This is a genomic window from Citrobacter sp. Cpo142 (assembly GCF_030332425.1).
Lineage (GTDB): Bacteria > Pseudomonadota > Gammaproteobacteria > Enterobacterales > Enterobacteriaceae > Citrobacter > Citrobacter portucalensis.
The window spans coordinates 203,859-222,882 of sequence record NZ_JAOWHW010000109.1 but is presented as its reverse complement, the minus strand read 5'-3'; the positions used below and the strand labels follow the sequence as shown (position 1 = coordinate 222,882).

Sequence of the window (19,024 nt, the reverse complement as noted above, 5' to 3'; positions counted from 1 at the left end):
GTAATTCCCTTTTCAGCACAATGATGAATTTATCGGCGTCATTATGTTTAGCTAAGCTGAATTGAGGACTTTCCCCCTCTGAACAAACCTTACGCGCTCAAACCACGATGTTCCAGCATCGGCTCCATTCGGGGATCGCGCCCGCTCCACTGGTGATAGAGTTCAGCTAAATCAGTACTGTTACCGCGGGACAAAATAGCTTCACGGAACTTTTGCCCGTTTTCACGAGTTAATCCGCCCTGCTCTACAAACCACTGATAGCCATCATCGGCCAGCATTTGCGTCCACAAATAGGCGTAATAACCTGCGGCATAACCGCCGCCGAAGATATGGGCAAAATAGCTGCTACGATAACGAGGCGGCACAGCCTTGAGTTCCAAACCTTCTGCCGCCAGCGCCTGCTGTTCAAATTGATCAACCGAAAGAGATAACGCGCTATTTTCCAGACTGTGCCAACGCATATCCAGCAATGCGGCACTGAGCAGTTCGGTCATGTCGTAACCTTTGTTAAACAGGCTGGCCCGCTGCATCTTATCCCGCAACGCCTGCGGCATTTGCTCCCCGGTATCAACATGACGAGCAAAACGAGCAAAGACCTGCGGATGACTCGCCCAGTGTTCGTTGATCTGCGAAGGAAACTCAACAAAATCCCGCGGAGTATTGGTTCCTGAAAGTGTGGCATAACGCTGAGTGGCAAACAGGCCGTGCAACGTGTGCCCAAACTCATGAAATAACGTAATAACATCATCCCACAATAACAATGCAGGCTGACCCTTTGTCGGTTTTTGATAATTACACACGTTATAAATAACCGGCCGGGTTTCATTGAGTTGCGATTGCTCAACAAAATTGCCCATCCAGGCACCACCGCTTTTCGATTCCCGGGCAAAGAAATCGCCGTAAAATAACGCCAGCCCTACGCCATCGTGATCGAATATTTCCCATACCCGAACATCCGGGTGATAAACAGGAATGTCGAACCGTTCTATAAATTTTATGCCAAAGAGTTGATTAGCTGTCCAGAAAACGCCCTCGTTCAGCACCGTATCAAGGGCAAAGTAAGGTTTGAGCTGCGCCTCATCAAGAGCATATTTCTCACGACGAACCTGCTCGGCATAAAATGCCCAGTCCCAGGCCTCGACGTTAAATTGCCCCTGTTCGTGATTGATAACATTCTGGATTTCGGCCTGTTCATCCAATGCCCTGGCTCGCGCAGCGGGAACAATCGCCCGCATGAAATTCAGTGCCGCCTCCGGTGTTTTTGCCATCTGATCGGCAATTTTCCATGCAGCGTAATTGGCAAAACCGAGTAGTTTCGCCTGCTGCATCCGGATCTCGACCAGTCGCTGAATAATCGCCCGAGTATCGTTAGCGTCATTGTTTTCTGCTCTCGTCCATGCGCGGTTGAACAGATTCTCACGGGTCTGGCGATCGCGTAACCCCGCAAGCGCCGGTTGCTGAGTCGTATTCAATAGCGGGATAACCCAACGCGCTTCAAGCCCTTTCTCCTTTGCAGCTTCGGCGGCAACAGCAATTTCCTCTGCGCTAAGTCCGTCCAGGTAACGTGCATCATCCACCACCAGAGCACCGGACTTGTTCGCCGCCAGCAGCCGTTGATTAAACTGGCTGGTCAACGTGGCGGACTCTGTATTGAGCGCTTTAAGGTTTGCTTTATCGACCTCATTCAGACGCGCGCCGGCTAATACAAAACGCTGGTGGATGACCTCCAGCAAGCGTGATGATTCGCTATCCAGCCCCAGTGAACCTCGCTGTTGCCAGACCGCTTCAACGCGCGAAAAAAGCGCGCCATTGAGATAAATATCATTGGCAAGGCTCGCCAGTTCCGCGGAAAATTCTTCGTCAAGGCGCTGTAGTTCATCGTTGGTGTGTGCCGCCGTCATCGCGAAGAAAATGCTGGTTACACGCGTGAGCAGCGTGCCGCTTTGCTCAAGCGCCAGCAACGTATTGGCAAAATCAGGGGCCTGCGGGTTTTGCACAATCGCCTCGATCTCTGCACGTTTTTGCCGCACGCCTTCATCGAACGCTGGGCGATAGTGCTGCACATCTATCTGATCAAACTGCGGGGCCTGGTACGGCAACGTGCTGTGGTGTAAAAAAGGATTCGTTAACGACATCTTCCACTCCTGAAAACGATTTGTTTACCAGAGTAGACTTCCCGGGAATCAACCGCAATCGCGTTACGCAGGAATAGCTCTGAACGGAAATGACGTGCTATGGTAGTACGACATAAAAAGCGTTGAGGAACAGTGAGATGATCGTTTTAGTAACCGGAGCAACCGCAGGTTTTGGTGAGTGCATTACGCGTCGTTTTATTGAGAATGGGCATAAAGTTATTGCCACCGGACGCCGCCAGGAGCGCCTGCAGGAACTGAAAGAGGAATTGGGTGACCGCCTCTATACCGCGCAACTGGACGTACGTAATCGTGCATCGATTGAAGAGATGATGGACGCCTTACCCGCAGAATGGCGCAATATTGATGTTCTGGTCAACAACGCAGGTCTGGCGCTGGGCCTTGAGCCTGCTCACAAGGCCAGCATTGAAGACTGGGAGAATATGATCGACACCAACAACAAGGGGCTGGTTTATATGACCCGTGCCGTTCTGCCTGGTATGGTTGAACGCAACCGCGGTCATATTATCAATATCGGTTCTACCGCGGGCAGTTGGCCATACGCTGGCGGTAACGTCTACGGTGCGACTAAAGCGTTTGTTCGCCAGTTTAGCCTGAATTTACGTACTGATTTACACGGCACTGCAATTCGCGTTACCGACATCGAGCCGGGTCTGGTTGGCGGTACGGAATTCTCTAATGTCCGTTTCAAAGGTGATGACGCCAAAGCTGAAAAAGCCTACGAAAATACCACGGCGCTGACTCCGCAAGATGTTACAGAAGCGGTATGGTGGGTGGCTTCTTTACCGGCTCATGTCAATATCAACACCCTTGAAATGATGCCTGTCACACAGTCTTTTGCCGGGCTGAGTATTCATCGGGGCTAATTTCTCTACCCGGCCTTGCGCCGGGTATAGATAGCCAGAAAGAAGTGATAAAATATCCGGGTTAACTCTCTAAAAAGTAAGAATGAATGACCGTAGAAACGCAGCTCAACCCTACACAGCCAGTAAATCAACAGATTTACCGTATTCTTCGCCGTGATATCGTGCATTGTCTGATTGCACCCGGTACACCGCTGTCGGAGAAAGAGGTTTCCGTACGCTTTAATGTGTCACGCCAACCGGTACGAGAAGCATTCATCAAACTGGCAGAAAACGGCCTGATTCAGATCCGCCCGCAGCGTGGCAGCTACGTGAACAAGATTTCGCTGTCGCAGGTGCAAAATGGTTGTTTTGTCCGCCAGGCGATTGAATGTGCCGTGGTACGCCGCGCCGCATCGCTGATCAACGATCAGCAGTGCTATCAGCTTGAACAGAATTTGCATCAGCAGCGCATCGCAATTGACCGAAAACAGATTAATGATTTCTTCCAGCTTGATGATGAGTTTCATCAGAAACTGGCTTTAATCGCCGAGTGCCAACTCGCCTGGGATACCGTTGAGAATATAAAGGCTACAATTGACCGCGTTCGTTATATGAGCCTGGATCATATTTCCCCGCCTGAAATGCTGCTACGCCAGCATCACGATATCTTTGCCGCCCTTGAGAAGCATGATGGCGATGCGGTCGAGCGCGCAATGATGCTCCATCTTCAGGAAATTGGTGAGTCCGTTCAGCTTATTCGTCAGGAAAATAGCGACTGGTTCAGCGAAGATTAATACTACGCTCACCTCACTCCGGGGTGAGTTTCTCCTGCGTTTTCCCCTCTCCCGCATAACTGCATAAAAAAAGCTGTGATTTTGATCGAAAACAAAAAAAATCATTAACGAGAAGCGTATTTATATTGCGCCCGTTACGTGGGACTAAAAGCCCACGGGCTTTGACGGTAAGTTGGAAAGGAGAAAACACCATGAAAACATACGATCGTAACCGTAACGCAATCACCACTGGCAGCCGCGTCATGATCAGCGACACCGGACTCACAGGCCGCATTACAGCGATAGATACCGATGGCCTGACCGCTGAGCAGATCCGCCGCGGGAAAACAGTGGAAATCGAAGGATGTGAAGGCAAATACGCCCCCCTCGAGCTGATTCGTTTAGGCATGAACTAATTGGTGTGAATGCCAGAAAACACAGCGCCATCTGGCCGTTGCAAGCCAGATGGCGACATAAAGCATAATCTTCGTTACTTCAGTTTTGCTGCATACTTCGCAACCGTCGCCTTCGCCCCTTCAGCCAGTAAAGTAAGATACGCTTGTGTGACCTGCCGATTGAACAGTTCAACCTGTGGCAGTTCACGACCAAAAATAGCATCGATTGCCAGCAGCGCCTGAGCGCGCTCTTCGCCCTCGTTACTGCTACGCACGGCATTCTGGATCACCGGCAACAATGGATCGCTAATTTCAATCGCCTGGCCCTGTTCATCCACACCACCGACGTAACGCATCCAGCCAGCGACACCCAGTGCCAGCAGCGCAAAGTCACTACCGTGCACAATGTGCCAACGAATGGAATCAAGCATACGCTGCGGCAGTTTTTGGCTACCGTCCATGGCGATCTGCCAGGTACGATGACGCAGCGCCGGATTGCTGTAGCGTTCAATTAACAGATCGGCGTAGCGCTGTAGGTCAACACCTTTTACTTTCAGCGTAGGTGCTTGTTCCTGCAACATCAGCGCACGTGCAGCAAGACGATAGTTTTCATCACCCATGCAATCGTTAATATGTTGATATCCCGCCAGATACCCAAGATACGCAAGGAAAGAGTGGCTGCCGTTGAGCATACGCAGTTTCATCTCTTCAAACGGAATGACATCAGCCACCAGTTCCGCCCCGGCCTTTTCCCATTCAGGACGGCCGGCAACAAAGTTATCTTCAATTACCCACTGGCGGAACGGTTCGCATGCCACGCCTGCCGGGTCGCGTACACCGGTGATATGTTCAATTTTGTCCAGTGTCTCCTGCGTAACTGCCGGGACAATGCGGTCAACCATGGTTGATGGGAATGTCACATGTTGTTCGATCCACGCGGCCAGTTCCATATCCACCGCTCGGGCATATGCAGTGACAACATTGCGCATCACATGACCGTTTTCTGGCATGTTATCGCAGGACATCACGGTAAAGGCGGCTAAACCCGCAGCTTTGCGACGAGCCAGGGCTTCAACCACCACGCCCGGCGCAGTTTTTGGCTGTTTGGGATTTTGCAGATCGGCGGCAATCATCGGATTGTCTAACATCAGTTGGCCGGTCGCCGGAGAATGGCAGTAGCCTTTCTCAGTGATGGTCAGGGAAACGATCGCGACCTGAGGTTCACACATCGCTGCCAGTACGCTTTCCAGACCATCAACCTGCGCATGCAATGCATTTTTCACCACGCCCACGACTCTCGCAGTCCAGGCATCAGCAGACATCTCTGCAACGGTATACAGATTATCTTGCTGTTTCAGATCGAAAATCTGCTGCTCGCCGCCAATCAGGTTCACTTCGCAGTAGCCCCAGTCACTGCCGTGATCGGCGGCCAGAATGTCAGCGTAAACACCCTGATGTGCGCGGTGAAACGCGCCAAACCCCAGATGAACAATACGCGGAACCAGTTTTGTACGATCGTAGTCAGGAAGTGCAGCCTTAGCCGCTAAGAGCTTGTTTTGCATGGTATGGCCTACTTATAAATGAAATCAGGACTGTTCCAGAGTAACGCCTGTATGGTTGTATGTTTTGATTTGCATTAAGCTTTTTATGATTGGTATGACATCATGTAAAGCTGTGTAATAGCATGGGCAGCGTACGAGTACATCCGCCCATGCTACTGTCTTGTATCAGCTTGTCTGAGTCACCGAGCAACGAACCTTCTCGGCTTTTTTCACCTCGGCAGCATCCTCAAGTACGCTCAGGTCGCGATCTTTCACTTCTGGCATCAGAAACGCGGAAATCAAACCAATCAGTGAGTAAGCGATGACCATCACCAGAATTGGCCACCAGGAATTAGTCATGTTGCAGAAAATACCCGCCAGAACCGGACCAAAACCAACAGCAACTAACCCGCCCGCTTCTTTTGAAATCGCCATTCGCGTAAACCGGTTACGCGCACCGAACATTTCCGCCATGGTAATATTTTCGAGAGCAAATAACCCCAATACGGCAAAATTATGAATAACAATCAGTGCCGTCATAATGACACCCGGGCTATACGTTTTATCCACTACAATTGACAGCATCGGGTAAGCCAAAATAATTGCCGAGATATTCAGGATAATATAAGGCAAACGACGACCAAACTTATCAGACAACCAGCCAAGCAACGGTATTGTAATAAAGCCCAACACCGAACTGATCATTAAGGCATCAGTGGGTATAGATTTATCAAATAACAGCGTCTGTACTAAATAACCGGCAAGGAAGGTTTGGATTAATCCTGAATTACCCGCCTGTCCAAAACGTAGGCCGGTTGCCAGCCAGAAAGATTTACTGGTAAACATCGCCCCCAGCGTATTTTCTGACGAATTATTTAATGCCGGAGCGTTTTCTTCATCATTCACTTTCTCAAATACCGGGCTTTCTTTGAGATTCATACGCAACCAGATGGCAAAGATCATCACCACGACACTCGCCAGGAACGGAATGCGCCAACCCCAGGCTAATAACTCCTCACGGTCGAGCGCAAAGAACATCACCGCCCAGATGGCCGTTGCGCTAAGGGTTCCACAGTTGGTCCCCATGGCAACAAGTGAGGAAATAATGCCACGTTTACCTTTTGGCGCGTACTCGGCAAGCATCGTGCCTGCGCCCGAAATTTCAGCCCCCGCACCAAGCCCTTGCACGATACGCAGCGTCACCAGCAGCACAGGCGCAAAGATACCAATTTGTGCATATGTTGGCAGCACGCCAATTAAGGTCGTACAAATTCCCATCATCGTAATGGTAATAAACAGTACTTTTTTACGGCCGATGCTGTCTCCCATTTTGCCAAATATAAATGCTCCAACGATACGAGCAATATATCCTGCACCGTATGTACCCATCGCTAAAATAAGCGCCATGGCGGCAGACTGTTCCGGGAAAAATATTTCATGGAATACCAGTGCGGCACCCAAAGAATATAACTGAAAATCCATAAATTCGAGCGCAGTACCCAACCATCCGGATACGGCAGCTCTAACCAGATCTTTCGTGGATCTTTCGTGTTTTTCTTGATTCATATTGGCTATCTCTAAGAGGTAAGATGCGTACCACTTACTCGCAGTTATTTATATTATTCACTGAATGTAAGTAAGACTTTGCAGCAGTGCTGCTGATCTTTCTCAAACAATTCAATTGCGTCGGTAACGTGGTGATAGTCAAAAGTGTGAGTAATAAGTTGATTAGGATCGATAAGTCCGTTGACCAACCAATCAATCACAATCGGGAATTTGTTCGCATTTAATCTTGAGGAATAAATGGACAGTTCTTTCCCGGTAATGCCTTGTTGAATAATCTGACAAGGATCGCTGGAGAAGCCCATCAGAACAATTCGCGCGGCCGGCGATGCCAGCGTGATTGCCTCCTGTAAAATGGATGGGTGGCAAGCTGCATCCACGATAATGGTCGGTTTTAGTCCGTTTTCCGCAAGGAACTCTTGCAACGAGTGCTGACTATTATTGATTGCCCAGTCTGCACCGCACTGCTTCGCCAGGGCCAGGCGCTCATCGATTCTGTCAGCAATCACTACAGTTTTGACCTTATAGACACGCTTAAGCGCCTGTACAGTGGTCAGTCCCATAGGCCCTGCGCCATAAATTAACGCAATATCGTTTTCTGTTGGTTTAATTTGCCCGGTCACGTTTGCGGCGATAGTGAAAGGTTCCACCATAACGGCATGCTCATCAGGCACTGTATCGGGGATCGTCCAGGCATTTTTCGCTGGCACAACAGCGTACTCACTGAAACCACCATCGCGATGCACGCCCAGCACCACCAGCGATGTACAAACGTTAGGTTTACCAATTGAACAGGGATAACAATGTCCGCAGCTGATGACCGGATCAACGGACACCCGCTCACCTATTCGCGAATGGTCAACGCCATCACCTACCGCCTCGATCACGCCATAAAACTCGTGGCCAATCACGCGCGGGTATTGTGCAAATGGATTATGACCGCGATAAATATGACTGTCGGAACCACAAATCCCCGCCAGTTTCACTTTTACCCTCACCTCACCTGCTGAAGGTTCTGGCACCGGTCGTTCGGCGATAATCAGCGTATTCGGTTTTTCAATTACGATACTTTTCATAGCAAATCACTCCTTACCAGTTCCACAGCGTGCCATCTTCCAGGCGAGCAACGGGCAGATATGCAGGGTCATACGGATATTTCGCCGCCAGTTTTTCGTCAAACTCGATCCCAAGACCAGGTTTGTCTCCTGGATGCATATAGCCGTTATCAAAGGTCCAGTTATGTGGGAACACTTCCAGCATTTGCTCGGAATAGCCCATATATTCCTGTACGCCGAAGTTCGGCACCCACAGATCAAAATGCAGCGCGGCGGCCATGCACACAGGCGACAGATCGGAAGGTCCATGTGAACCGGTACGAACCTGATACAGCGACGCGAAATCGGCAATCCGGCGCATACCGGTGATACCACCCGCATGGGTGATGGTGGTGCGGATATAGTCGATCAGTTGTTCTTCAATAAGCTGTTTACAGTCCCAGATACTGTTGAACACTTCCCCTACCGCAATCGGCGTGACCGTATGCTGGCGGATCAGGCGGAAGCACTCCTGATTTTCAGCTGGCGTTGGGTCTTCCATCCAGAACAAACGGTACTGTTCAATGCTTTTGCCAAAACGGGCCGCTTCAATTGGCGTCAGACGGTGGTGCATATCGTGCAGGAGATGTTCGTTGAAACCAAACTTGTCACGCACGGCAGCAAACAATTTTGGTGTGAAATCCAGGTATTTCTCCGTTGACCACAACTGCTCTTCCGGCCATTGCCCTTTGGTGGCGGGTTCGTAGGCCAGTCCTTTGCCTTTAGACATACCGTAAGTGGTTTTCATACCCGGCACGCCGCACTGCACGCGAATAGCTTTAAAGCCCATTTCTTTATGACGCGCATAATCTTCGAGTACGTCATCAACGGTATGGCCTGTGGTGTGACAGTAGACCATAACCCCTTCACGAGAAGCACCGCCGAGCAACTGGTACAACGGCATATTCGCCGCTTTCGCTTTGATGTCCCAGAGAGCCATATCCACCGCAGAAATCGCCGACATAGTGACCGGACCACGACGCCAGTACGCACCTTTGTAGAAAAACTGCCAGATGTCCTCAATACGATGCGCATCGCGACCAATAAGCTGCGGACACACGTGATCTTTCAGATACGACGCCACGGACAGCTCGCGTCCATTTAACGTGGCATCTCCCAGCCCGGTGATCCCATCTTCTGTCGTAATTTTCAACGTTACAAAATTACGCCCAGGACAGGTGACAAACACTTCAGCCCCAACAATCTTCATTTCTTATTCCCTACATCTGTTCTTGTGATGCAGGAAATTTACTCAACTGAGCCACTACCATACAAGTATAAAGATCAAAAAAACGCTGTTTGATCACAAAAAAGGCGCTATGCGCGCCCCCATCCAGCCACAATGATCAACATGCCGCACAATGCCACCAGCGCGCCAGACCAGTCATATAAACTGAGTTTTACACCATCGACAATGCGTAGCCATAGCAGCGCGGTCACCACGTAAACACCACCATAGGCTGCGTATACACGCCCGCTGGCTGCCGGATGCAGCGTCAGCAACCAGACGAATAAAGCCAGTGACACCCCGGCGGGTATCAGCAACCAGGCTGGAGCCCCTCGCTTAAGCCAGAGCCAGGGTAAAAAGCAGCCAATGATTTCGCATAACGCGGTGACGAAAAAAAGAAATGTGGTCTTAAGCATTGATGTTATTCAGTTACCTTCGGTTTAACCATGATACGACAGAATCTCGTTAGCGTATCCATATCTACCGGGTGGGTATGCCCGCAAACTGGAATAGTGTAGAATTTAACCCTGTTTTATCGTTTTTACCCTTTCCCATAAAAGGAATTCACCATGAAAATTACACTGACCAAACGCCTGTGCCTGACGGCTATGCTGACGCTGGCTGCGGCTGTGTACACCTCTTCCGCATTTGCTGAAACCAGTAAACTGGTCATTGAATCCGGAGACAGTGCGCAAAGTCGTCAACAAGCCGCAATGGAAAAGGAACAATGGAACGATACGCGCCAGCTTCGCCAGAAAGTCAATAAACGTGCAGAGAAAGAATGGGACAAAGCCGATACGGCCTTTGATAGCCGTGATAAGTGCGAGCAGAGCGCTAATATTAATGCATACTGGGAACCTAACACCCTGCGCTGCCTCGACCGCCGTACTGGCCGCACCGTTGCCCCATAATCATTGCACTTTGAAGGATATTGAAAGGATACGATATGACTAGCGCCCTCAGTGTTAAGTTGCGCCCGCTGGAGCGTGAAGATTTACGATTCGTCCATCAGCTTGATAATAATGCCAGCGTAATGCGTTACTGGTTTGAAGAACCTTACGAAGCGTTTGTTGAGCTGTCAGACCTGTATGACAAACATATCCACGACCAAAGCGAACGTCGCTTCGTGGTGGAGTGCGACGGTGAAAAAGCCGGGCTGGTGGAGCTGGTTGAAATTAACCATGTGCACCGCCGGGCCGAATTTCAGATCATTATTTCGCCGGAATATCAGGGGAAGGGTCTGGCCTCACGGGCGGCTAAGCTTGCGATGGATTACGGCTTTACCGTGCTCAACCTCTATAAGTTGTATCTGATCGTCGATAAAGAGAACGAAAAGGCTATCCACATTTACCGTAAACTCGGTTTTATGGTGGAAGGCGAGCTGATTCATGAATTCTTTATCAACGGCCAATACCGCAACACTATCCGCATGTGCATCTTCCAGCAGCAGTATCTGGCAGAACACAAAACGGCAGGCCCTAACCTGTTGCAACCTACCGCTCAGTAAAGGCGATTAGTAGTAATCGATAGTGTTTTCAATCGAGTAATGATGTTCAACTGCCGGCTTCACGCTCTCGTCAACGATAACGAGCTGGCAGTTGATCGGATTTGCGTATTCATCGTATTTGCACGTTTGTTTGACATTGCCTAACGGATGATTGTTGAGCAGGCTCACCGCGGTGTAATCCAGCTTCTTCAACGGGTCGACCGACGGTTTGGCATCAACCTGTAAGGTATTGTCCTTACTGACGGTTGTTTTACCCAGCGGGTAGCCTTCGGCATCATATCGATACTGCACCTTCATCTCTTTCCCCGTTGCAGAAACGACAAAACCGTTATCGTCGGTATCCCACACCACACCTGCAGCAGGCAGTTCCGCCAGTTGGCATTTGCCCTGTAAACGGATCCGTTTTTCCAGCGTTTCGGCATCCCGATAGTAGTTAGCATCCAGGACCAGCGCCATACCGGTATTGTTTTCGATATCGTGCAGTTCAAGTGTATCGAAACACCCTTCCTGTGACAGGGTACCAGCGACGCGCTTGGTGACCTCACCTTTGTCGTTGAGCAGCGTCTGACTGAAATCTTTCACCGGCCCGCGCAGCGGATCGAAATCAAATTCATTGGAAAAACTGGCCATTTCCGGCGTAAAGGAAACCAGCCCTTTGGCATTATCACACCCAACCAGCACGACACACAGGAAACCTAACAGGGTCTGTTTCTTCACATTTTTCACCGGGATAAGAAGATAATTCTCAATCATATTAGCAAATACAGTTATTTACACCAGAAATGCTAATCTTAGTCTATGTCGATCATAAAGGAGCTGATGATGAAATACGTAACAGGAATTGCCACGATCTTACTGGCAGTTGCATCCCCACAGGTTCTGGCGGCACCTGCGTCATGTGAACGCGTGAAAAGCGATATCGAGCAGCGCATCATCAATAATGGCGTCGCAGAGTCCAGCTTTACGCTGAACATTGTCCCCAACGATCAGGCCGATCAACCTGATTCACTGGTGGTAGGACATTGTGCAAACGATACGCACAAAATTCTCTACACCCGGACTAACAGTGGAAACGCCCCTGCCAACAGCTCGCCTGCACAGGACGGGCACGTCGCCGAACCGCAATAAATCATACCCTCCGTACGCGGAGGGTTACTCCAGTTTGATATGCATTAAAATGCCATACTCATAAATGGGTAAACTCACTCTATTATTAGCATGCTATTAATTTCGCTATAGAGATTAATATATAGCGATAACTATAATGGAGTGAGTTATGTCTGATACTGAGCAATATGGAGGTATTAGCCGCAGGATGTTAGTGAAATCCTCGGCTATAGGTTCGTTGGCGCTTGCCGCTGGCGGGTTATCGTTACCTTTTGGGATGCGCACCGCAGCTGCTGCTGCGGTACAACAGGCGATACAACCGGCTGAAGAGAAAGTGGTTTGGGGTGCTTGTTCCGTGAACTGCGGAAGTCGTTGTGCCCTGCAACTCCACGTCAAAGATGACGAAGTCGTATGGGTGGAGTCTGATACGACCGGAGACGATATTTATGGTCAGCACCAGGTGCGCGCCTGTTTGCGTGGACGCTCAATCCGTCGACGGATCAATCATCCGGATCGCCTCAATTATCCTATGAAGCGCGTGGGCAAACGCGGTGAGGGTAAATTCGAACGCATAACCTGGCAGGAAGCACTGGATACCATCAGCACCAGTTTAAAAAATACCGTACAGAAATACGGTAATGAGGCCGTGTATATCAACTACACCTCTGGCATTGTCGGCGGCAATATTACTCGCTCCTCCCCTTATGCCTCGCTGGTCGCTCGCCTGATGAACTGCTATGGCGGATTCCTGAGCCATTACGGCACATACAGTACCGCACAAATCGCGGCGGCAATGCCTTACACCTACGGCTCAAATGACGGCAACAGTACATCCGACATTGAAAACACGAAGCTGGTGGTGATGTTCGGCAATAACCCTGCCGAAACGCGCATGAGCGGCGGTGGCATAACATACTTCCTTGAGCAGGCCCGGGAGCGTTCTAACGCCCGCATGATCGTCATCGACCCGCGTTATACCGATACCGCTGCGGGTCGTGAAGATGAGTGGATCCCCATCCGTCCGGGAACCGATGCCGCACTGGTGGCGGGAATCGCCTGGGTCCTGATTAACGAAGATCTCGTCGACCAGGCGTTCCTCGACACATATTGCGTCGGTTATGACGAGAAAACCCTACCCGCTGACGCTCCCGCTAACGGACATTACAAGGCCTATATACTTGGCAATGGCGATGACGGTGTCGCTAAAACGCCCCAATGGGCCTCGCATGTCACAGGGATCCCGGCCGAGCGCATCATTAAACTGGCACGGGAAATCGGTAGTACAAAACCGGCGTATATTTGTCAGGGTTGGGGTCCACAACGTCAGGCTAACGGCGAACTGACTTCGCGCGCGATCGCAATGCTGCCAATCCTGACCGGCAACGTTGGTATCAACGGCGGCAATAGCGGTGCGCGAGAATCAACCTACACCATCACGATTGAACGTATGCCGCTGCCGGATAATCCCATCAAGACCCAGATATCCTGCTTTAGCTGGACCGACGCCATCGCCCGGGGTCCGGAAATGACCGCAACCCGCGATGGCGTGCGCGGTAAAGATAAGCTTGATGTACCGATTAAATTTATCTGGAACTACGCGGGCAACACCATTACTAATCAGCATTCAGATATCAATAAAACGCATGAGATCCTTCAGGACGACACAAAATGCGAAATGATAGTGGTCATCGAAAACTTCATGACTTCCTCGGCGAAATATGCCGATATTCTGCTGCCGGACCTAATGACCGTCGAACAGGAAGACATTATTCCTAACGACTATGCGGGCAACATGGGGTACCTCATTTTTATTCAACCCGCGACGTCACCGAAATTCGAGCGCAAACCGATCTACTGGATAATGAGCGAAGTCGCCAAACGCCTTGGCAATGATATCTACCAACGGTTTACGGAAGGCCGTACTCAGGAACAGTGGCTCCAGTATCTGTATGCAAAAATGCTGGCCAAGGACCCCGCGCTCCCTTCTTATGACGAGCTGAAAAAAATGGGGATCTATAAACGCAAAGATCCTAACGGGCATTTTGTCGCTTATAAAAAATTCCGCGACGATCCGCAGGCCAATCCACTCAAAACACCGTCTGGAAAGATTGAAATTTACTCCAGCCGACTGGCGAAAATTGCCAACACCTGGGAGTTGCAGAAGGATGAAGTAATTAGCCCGCTTCCCGTCTACGCCTCCACGTTTGAAGGGTGGGACGATCCCAAACGCAGCGCATTTCCGCTGCAGTTGTTTGGCTTTCATTACAAATCCCGTACGCACTCCAGCTACGGCAATATCGATGTTCTGCAGGCGTCCTGTCGTCAGGAAGTGTGGATCAATCCCGTCGATGCCCAAAAGCGTGGTATTGCAAATGGCGATATGGTGCGGGTCTTTAACGACCGCGGGGAAGTACGTATTCCGGCCAAAGTGACGCCACGGATCCTGCCTGGCGTCAGCGCAATGGGCCAGGGTGCATGGCACGATGCCGATATGGCCGGCGACAAAATTGACCATGGCGCCTGCGTCAATACGCTGACAACACAGCGCCCTTCACCGCTGGCCAAAGGCAACCCACAGCACACTAATCTGGTCGAGATCGAGAAGGTTTAAGGACTAACCCATGACAACTCAGTATGGATTTTTTATTGATTCCAGTCGTTGCACCGGGTGCAAAACCTGCGAACTGGCCTGCAAAGACTACAAAGACCTCACTCCTGACGTCAGTTTCCGGCGGATTTACGAATACGCAGGTGGTGACTGGCAGGAAGACAACGGCGTCTGGCACCAGAACGTATTTGCCTATTATCTCTCTATCTCCTGTAACCACTGCGAGGATCCGGCCTGCACCAAGGTTTGTCCAAGTGGTGCGATGCATAAGCGTGAGGATGGTTTTGTGGTGGTCGATGAAGACGTGTGCATTGGCTGTCGCTACTGTCATATGGCCTGCCCGTACGGTGCGCCACAGTACAATGCTGCGAAAGGACATATGACCAAGTGTGATGGCTGCCATGAACGCGCGGCAGACGGCAAAAAGCCCATCTGCGTCGAGTCCTGTCCGCTGCGTGCGCTGGATTTTGGCCCCATCGACGAACTGCGCAAAAAACATGGTGAACTGGCTGCCGTCGCCCCGCTGCCGGGTGCGCACTTCACCAAACCGAGTATTGTGATCAAACCAAACGCCAATTGCCGCCCGACCGGGGATACCACGGGTTTTCTGGCTAATCCAAAAGAGGTGTAAAATGGGAAATGGATGGCATGAATGGCCGCTGGTACTGTTCACTGTGCTGGGACAGTGCGTAGCCGGGGCGCTGATCGTAAGTGGTTACGGCTGGCTGACCGCTAAGGATGGGCTGGTAAAACGACGTATCGTTCGCAGTATGTTTTTTCTCTGGCTGGTGATGGGCATCGCCTTTCTCGCCTCGGTCATGCATCTAGGTTCGCCGCTGCGCGCGTTTAACTCACTGAACAGAATTGGCGCATCGGCGCTGAGTAACGAAATCGCCGGTGGTTCACTGTTTTTCGCCGTCGGGGGCTTGTGGTGGCTGGTGGCGTTTCTCGGTAAAATGCCCGCAGCGTTAGGTAAAATCTGGCTGCTGTTGAGCATGCTGCTGGGCCTGGTATTTGTCTTTGCGATGACCAACGTCTACCAGATAGACACCGTCCCAACCTGGTATAACGGCTATACTACACTGGCATTTTTCATGACGATGCTGCTCAGTGGACCGCTTTTTGCCGCTCTGCTGCTGCGTGCTGCAGGTGTTTCTTTTAACGCCGCCAGATTCGCCGGTATCAGCGTGCTGGCCCTGCTGGTGACCGTGGCGGTTATTGTGCTGCAGGGACTATCACTCGGCGAGATCCACAGTTCGGTACAATCCGCCAGCGCGCTGGTTCCCGACTACGGCAGTTTACAGGTCTGGCGAGTCCTGCTGCTGGCTGCGGGTCTGGGTTGCTGGATATGTCCGTTGATCCGTTGCAAAGGACCGTCCGTTGGCGGGTTGGCACTCGGATTAATTCTGGTGCTTGTCGGTGAAATCATTGGCCGCGGATTGTTTTACGGTTTACATATGACAGTCGGAATGACTGTCGCAGGTTAACTTTCGGGTGCGGGGCAACCCGCACTGTTCAGGATTGTTTGCATGACCCATTTTTCACAACGAGACAACTTTTCTACTGCAGCGCGTGTGCTCGGCGCGCTGTTTTACTATGCCCCAGACAGTGCCGAAGCTTCGGCACTGGTCAGTGCGTTAAGAACCGATGGCTGGCAGGCGCAGTGGCCGCTTGAAAAGACAACGCTCTCGCCGTTGGTCGCACAGTTTCAGGCTGAGGCCGATGAGTCTCTCTCACAGGCCTGGCAACGTCTGTTTGTTGGCCCCTATGCGCTCCCTTCTCCGCCCTGGGGATCCGTCTGGCTGGATCGTGAAAACGTGTTGTTTGGCGACTCCACGCTGGCTTTGCGTCAGTGGATGCGGGACAACGGCATCCAGTTTGCGATGCAGCAAAATGAGCCAGAAGATCACTTTGGTTCACTGCTGTTGCTAACGGCCTGGCTTGCTGAGAACGAACGCCACACCGAGTGCGAGCAACTGCTGGCCTGGCATCTGCTCCCATGGTCATCGCGCTTCCTTAATGTGTTTATCGAAAAAGCCGACCACCCGTTCTACCAGGCGCTGGGTGAGCTGGCGCGTCTGACGCTGGCACAGTGGCAATCACAGTTACTGATCCCGGTAGCCGATAAGCCTTTGTTCCGTTAATTTCGTCACAGGCAGGAATTGTCCTGCCTGTGGTGCATCATCCTGTTGCGCACGCTGAGCTTTTGCTTCTGTTGCCTAATAGCCGCAAAATAGAGCGTCTGAATTTTCCAGTCTGGCCACTCATGCATCATTTACATGCTTACCCTGACCTGCGTGCCATGTTCCGCCGCCTGCTGATCGCCGCGTTGATTGGCGTCCTTGCTGCGCTGGCCGTCGCAGGATTTCGTCATGCCATGCTGCTTCTCGAATGGTTGTTTCTGAGCAACAACATGGGGAGTCTGGTCAACGCAGCGACAAACCTTTCGCCTTTAAGGCGTATGCTGACACCTGCGCTCGGCGGTCTGGCAGCGGGATTACTACTGTGGGGCTGGCAAAAATTTAACCGTTTACGTCCACAGGCTCCCACTGATTATATGGAAGCCCTGCAAACCGACGGGCAATTTGACGTCAGTGCAAGCCTGGTGAAATCGCTGGCCTCGTTACTGGTCGTCGCTAGCGGGAGTGCCATCGGACGTGAAGGTGCCATGATTTTACTGGCGGCCCTGGCGGCCTCCTGCTTTGCTCAACGCTTTACCCCGCGTACAGAATGGAAGTTATGGATTGCCTGCGGCGCCGCTGCAGGTATGGCTGGAGCCTATCATGCCCCGCTGGCGGGCAGTTTATTTATTGCCGAAGTATTGTTTGGCACGCTGATCCTCGCCTCACTGGGACCGGTAGTGGTATCCGCCGTAGTCGCATTACTCACCACCAATCTGCTTAGCGACAGCAATGCGCTGCTGTATACCGTGCACCTGTCGCGGGAATTACATGCTCTGGAATACGTTATGATTGTCAGCACCGGTCTGGCTGCTGGCATCTGCGGACCGCTCTTCATGTGGTTGATGACTGCCAGCCATAATGTATTTTTGCGCTTAAAACTCTCGCCGCCGTGGCAACTGGCGCTTGGCGGGCTGATCGTTGGCCTGCTTTCATTGCTCACGCCAGCGGTCTGGGGTAATGGCTACAGCGTGGTGCAGTCATATTTACTTTCACCACCGCTGCTGGCCGTGGTTAGCGGGATTTTTATCTGCAAATTACTGGCGGTGCTTGCCAGCAGTGGATCCGGTGCGCCAGGTGGCGTGTTTACGCCAACGCTGTTTGTCGGCTTGTCGGTGGGCATGTTGCTGGGTCAGGTATGGGGATTATGGCTTCCAGGCTCGGATGAAATTGCCATTTTGCTGGGATTAACGGGGATGGCCACGCTGCTGGCGGCTACCACGCATGCACCAATAATGTCGACGTTGATGGTTTGTGAAATGACCGGGGAGTATCGCCTACTCCCCGGATTACTGATTGCCTGTGTCCTGGCGTCGGTGCTGTCGCGTACGTTACGCCACGACTCTATCTACCGACAGAACGCTGCCGAGCATTGACAGGCGGATGTACTGCGACAGTTCACGCTGCTCTGCACGAGGCAGATAAGGCAGTTCACCGATCAGCGGTGCAGGTAATTTTTTACCCAGCACATCAATGATTTCCGCATAATGCGCCAGCCCAGGATTAATGCGATTCGCAACCCAGCCAATCAACGGCAGTCCGTCGCTGGCTATCGCCTGCGCGGTGAGGATCGCATGATTAATACAGCCTTCCTGGATACCCACTACCATCAGCACCGGCAGTTGTTCCTGCACCACCCACTCCGATAACGGACGCAGATCGTTCATCAAGCTCCGCCAGCCTCCGGTGCCTTCCACGACAACGTGATCGACTTTTTCGCTGAGGCTTGCGAGACCGTTGGATAACAGGGTGTAATTGACCGGACCACTATGCGCCACGCTACTTTCATCTTCGCTCAACGCAATTGGGTTAATCGCCTCATAGGGCAGCTCGATAGATGACACACTTTGCAGTACCAGTGCATCTTTGTTGCGCAGACCTTCGGGCGTCTCTTTGCTGCCTTTGGCCACAGGTTTGTAACCTGCAACGCTTTTACCCCCTGACGCTAACGCTTGTAGTAATGCGCGGGAAACCACGGTCTTCCCAACAGAAGTGTCTGTACCTGTAATAAAGAAACGCTTCAGCATCAC

The 19,024-nt window shown here is 51.4% G+C and carries 19 protein-coding genes; 11 read left to right on the top strand and 8 right to left on the bottom strand.

What is annotated here, in order from left to right; genetic code table 11:
• Window positions 1–89 precede the first annotated feature (89 nt).
• Entirely contained in the window at window positions 90–2,135 is a 2,046-nt protein-coding gene (gene dcp, locus OGY18_RS07785) for a peptidyl-dipeptidase Dcp (RefSeq protein ID WP_286552485.1), read from the bottom strand.
• Window positions 2,136–2,272: 137 nt separating this feature from the next.
• On the opposite strand from dcp, the gene ydfG reads away from it, so the two are divergent.
• The 3 genes from ydfG (at window position 2,273) to ydfZ (ending at window position 4,187) form a co-directional block, all read left to right on the top strand.
• Entirely contained in the window at window positions 2,273–3,019 is a 747-nt protein-coding gene (ydfG, locus tag OGY18_RS07780) for a bifunctional NADP-dependent 3-hydroxy acid dehydrogenase/3-hydroxypropionate dehydrogenase YdfG (RefSeq protein WP_032943401.1), read from the top strand.
• A gap of 86 nt (window positions 3,020–3,105) precedes the next feature.
• Window positions 3,106–3,792: a GntR family transcriptional regulator gene (locus OGY18_RS07775; RefSeq protein WP_003032396.1), complete on the top strand. Its 687-nt coding sequence runs from the start codon at window positions 3,106–3,108 to the stop codon at window positions 3,790–3,792.
• A 191-nt stretch (window positions 3,793–3,983) separates the two neighbouring features.
• Window positions 3,984–4,187 carry a putative selenium delivery protein YdfZ gene (gene ydfZ / locus OGY18_RS07770; RefSeq protein WP_003032393.1) on the top strand — a complete coding sequence of 68 codons (204 nt, stop codon included), beginning with the start codon at window positions 3,984–3,986 and terminating at the stop codon, window positions 4,185–4,187.
• 74 nt (window positions 4,188–4,261) lie between these two features.
• Here ydfZ and OGY18_RS07765 read toward each other — a convergent pair whose 3' ends face one another.
• From OGY18_RS07765 to OGY18_RS07745, 5 genes are all read right to left on the bottom strand, one after another.
• Window positions 4,262–5,728 (bottom strand): mannitol dehydrogenase family protein, encoded by a 1,467-nt coding sequence (locus OGY18_RS07765; RefSeq protein ID WP_286552483.1) that lies wholly within the window; start codon window positions 5,726–5,728, stop codon window positions 4,262–4,264.
• Window positions 5,729–5,893: 165 nt separating this feature from the next.
• Window positions 5,894–7,273, bottom strand: a complete 1,380-nt coding sequence (locus tag OGY18_RS07760) for an MFS transporter (protein WP_286552480.1) — start codon at window positions 7,271–7,273, stop codon at window positions 5,894–5,896.
• Between the two features lie 53 nt (window positions 7,274–7,326).
• Window positions 7,327–8,346 carry a Zn-dependent oxidoreductase gene (locus tag OGY18_RS07755; RefSeq protein WP_286552478.1) on the bottom strand — a complete coding sequence of 340 codons (1,020 nt, stop codon included), beginning with the start codon at window positions 8,344–8,346 and terminating at the stop codon, window positions 7,327–7,329.
• 13 nt (window positions 8,347–8,359) lie between these two features.
• On the bottom strand, window positions 8,360–9,574 hold the full coding sequence (gene rspA, locus OGY18_RS07750; RefSeq protein WP_003832907.1) for a starvation-sensing protein RspA: 1,215 nt from the start codon (window positions 9,572–9,574) through the stop codon (window positions 8,360–8,362).
• Window positions 9,575–9,681: 107 nt separating this feature from the next.
• Complete coding sequence (locus OGY18_RS07745) at window positions 9,682–10,008, bottom strand: YnfA family protein (RefSeq protein WP_286552475.1); 327 nt, start codon at window positions 10,006–10,008, stop codon at window positions 9,682–9,684.
• A 153-nt stretch (window positions 10,009–10,161) separates the two neighbouring features.
• Here OGY18_RS07745 and OGY18_RS07740 point away from each other — a divergent pair, with 153 nt between their 5' ends.
• Both OGY18_RS07740 and speG read left to right on the top strand, forming a co-directional pair.
• Entirely contained in the window at window positions 10,162–10,503 is a 342-nt protein-coding gene (locus tag OGY18_RS07740; protein WP_003032382.1) for a DUF1283 family protein, read from the top strand.
• Window positions 10,504–10,538: 35 nt separating this feature from the next.
• A complete protein-coding gene (gene speG, locus OGY18_RS07735) occupies window positions 10,539–11,099 on the top strand; it encodes a spermidine N1-acetyltransferase (protein WP_003832900.1) in 561 nt (186 codons plus the stop codon).
• Window positions 11,100–11,105: 6 nt separating this feature from the next.
• On the opposite strand, the gene OGY18_RS07730 is transcribed toward speG, so the two are convergent.
• Complete coding sequence (locus OGY18_RS07730; protein ID WP_286552473.1) at window positions 11,106–11,816, bottom strand: YnfC family lipoprotein; 711 nt, start codon at window positions 11,814–11,816, stop codon at window positions 11,106–11,108.
• Between the two features lie 102 nt (window positions 11,817–11,918).
• On the opposite strand from OGY18_RS07730, the gene OGY18_RS07725 reads away from it, so the two are divergent.
• The 6 genes from OGY18_RS07725 (at window position 11,919) to clcB (ending at window position 18,370) form a co-directional block, all read left to right on the top strand.
• Window positions 11,919–12,227: a DUF1161 domain-containing protein gene (locus tag OGY18_RS07725; RefSeq protein ID WP_122973942.1), complete on the top strand. Its 309-nt coding sequence runs from the start codon at window positions 11,919–11,921 to the stop codon at window positions 12,225–12,227.
• Between the two features lie 148 nt (window positions 12,228–12,375).
• Entirely contained in the window at window positions 12,376–14,817 is a 2,442-nt protein-coding gene (gene ynfE / locus OGY18_RS07720; RefSeq protein WP_149280923.1) for a selenate/tellurate reductase subunit YnfE, read from the top strand.
• Between the two features lie 10 nt (window positions 14,818–14,827).
• Complete coding sequence (locus OGY18_RS07715; RefSeq protein WP_003832893.1) at window positions 14,828–15,445, top strand: DMSO/selenate family reductase complex B subunit; 618 nt, start codon at window positions 14,828–14,830, stop codon at window positions 15,443–15,445.
• Window position 15,446: 1 nt separating this feature from the next.
• Window positions 15,447–16,301 (top strand): dimethyl sulfoxide reductase anchor subunit family protein, encoded by an 855-nt coding sequence (locus tag OGY18_RS07710; RefSeq protein ID WP_198579175.1) that lies wholly within the window; start codon window positions 15,447–15,449, stop codon window positions 16,299–16,301.
• 42 nt (window positions 16,302–16,343) lie between these two features.
• Window positions 16,344–16,958, top strand: a complete 615-nt coding sequence (gene dmsD / locus OGY18_RS07705) for a Tat proofreading chaperone DmsD (protein WP_286552470.1) — start codon at window positions 16,344–16,346, stop codon at window positions 16,956–16,958.
• A gap of 122 nt (window positions 16,959–17,080) precedes the next feature.
• A complete protein-coding gene (gene clcB / locus OGY18_RS07700; RefSeq protein WP_286552468.1) occupies window positions 17,081–18,370 on the top strand; it encodes a voltage-gated ClC-type chloride channel ClcB in 1,290 nt (429 codons plus the stop codon).
• On the opposite strand, the gene bioD is transcribed toward clcB, so the two are convergent.
• Window positions 18,326–19,021 carry a dethiobiotin synthase gene (gene bioD, locus OGY18_RS07695; protein ID WP_020996409.1) on the bottom strand — a complete coding sequence of 232 codons (696 nt, stop codon included), beginning with the start codon at window positions 19,019–19,021 and terminating at the stop codon, window positions 18,326–18,328. The two genes, clcB and bioD, sit on opposite strands and share 45 nt — an antisense overlap.
• Window positions 19,022–19,024: the final 3 nt, after the last annotated feature.

Coding starts and splice junctions, on each gene's coding strand:
- ydfZ (WP_003032393.1), top strand. CDS start 3,984: ATGAAAACATACGATCGTAACCGTAACGCAATCACCACTGGCAGCCGC.
- dmsD (WP_286552470.1), top strand. CDS start 16,344: ATGACCCATTTTTCACAACGAGACAACTTTTCTACTGCAGCGCGTGTG.
- OGY18_RS07760 (WP_286552480.1), bottom strand. CDS start 7,273: ATGAATCAAGAAAAACACGAAAGATCCACGAAAGATCTGGTTAGAGCT.
- ydfG (WP_032943401.1), top strand. CDS start 2,273: ATGATCGTTTTAGTAACCGGAGCAACCGCAGGTTTTGGTGAGTGCATT.
- bioD (WP_020996409.1), bottom strand. CDS start 19,021: ATGCTGAAGCGTTTCTTTATTACAGGTACAGACACTTCTGTTGGGAAG.
- OGY18_RS07710 (WP_198579175.1), top strand. CDS start 15,447: ATGGGAAATGGATGGCATGAATGGCCGCTGGTACTGTTCACTGTGCTG.
- rspA (WP_003832907.1), bottom strand. CDS start 9,574: ATGAAGATTGTTGGGGCTGAAGTGTTTGTCACCTGTCCTGGGCGTAAT.
- OGY18_RS07775 (WP_003032396.1), top strand. CDS start 3,106: ATGACCGTAGAAACGCAGCTCAACCCTACACAGCCAGTAAATCAACAG.
- OGY18_RS07745 (WP_286552475.1), bottom strand. CDS start 10,008: ATGCTTAAGACCACATTTCTTTTTTTCGTCACCGCGTTATGCGAAATC.
- clcB (WP_286552468.1), top strand. CDS start 17,081: ATGCATCATTTACATGCTTACCCTGACCTGCGTGCCATGTTCCGCCGC.
- OGY18_RS07755 (WP_286552478.1), bottom strand. CDS start 8,346: ATGAAAAGTATCGTAATTGAAAAACCGAATACGCTGATTATCGCCGAA.
- OGY18_RS07715 (WP_003832893.1), top strand. CDS start 14,828: ATGACAACTCAGTATGGATTTTTTATTGATTCCAGTCGTTGCACCGGG.
- OGY18_RS07725 (WP_122973942.1), top strand. CDS start 11,919: ATGATGAAATACGTAACAGGAATTGCCACGATCTTACTGGCAGTTGCA.
- speG (WP_003832900.1), top strand. CDS start 10,539: ATGACTAGCGCCCTCAGTGTTAAGTTGCGCCCGCTGGAGCGTGAAGAT.
- dcp (WP_286552485.1), bottom strand. CDS start 2,135: ATGTCGTTAACGAATCCTTTTTTACACCACAGCACGTTGCCGTACCAG.
- ynfE (WP_149280923.1), top strand. CDS start 12,376: ATGTCTGATACTGAGCAATATGGAGGTATTAGCCGCAGGATGTTAGTG.
- OGY18_RS07765 (WP_286552483.1), bottom strand. CDS start 5,728: ATGCAAAACAAGCTCTTAGCGGCTAAGGCTGCACTTCCTGACTACGAT.
- OGY18_RS07740 (WP_003032382.1), top strand. CDS start 10,162: ATGAAAATTACACTGACCAAACGCCTGTGCCTGACGGCTATGCTGACG.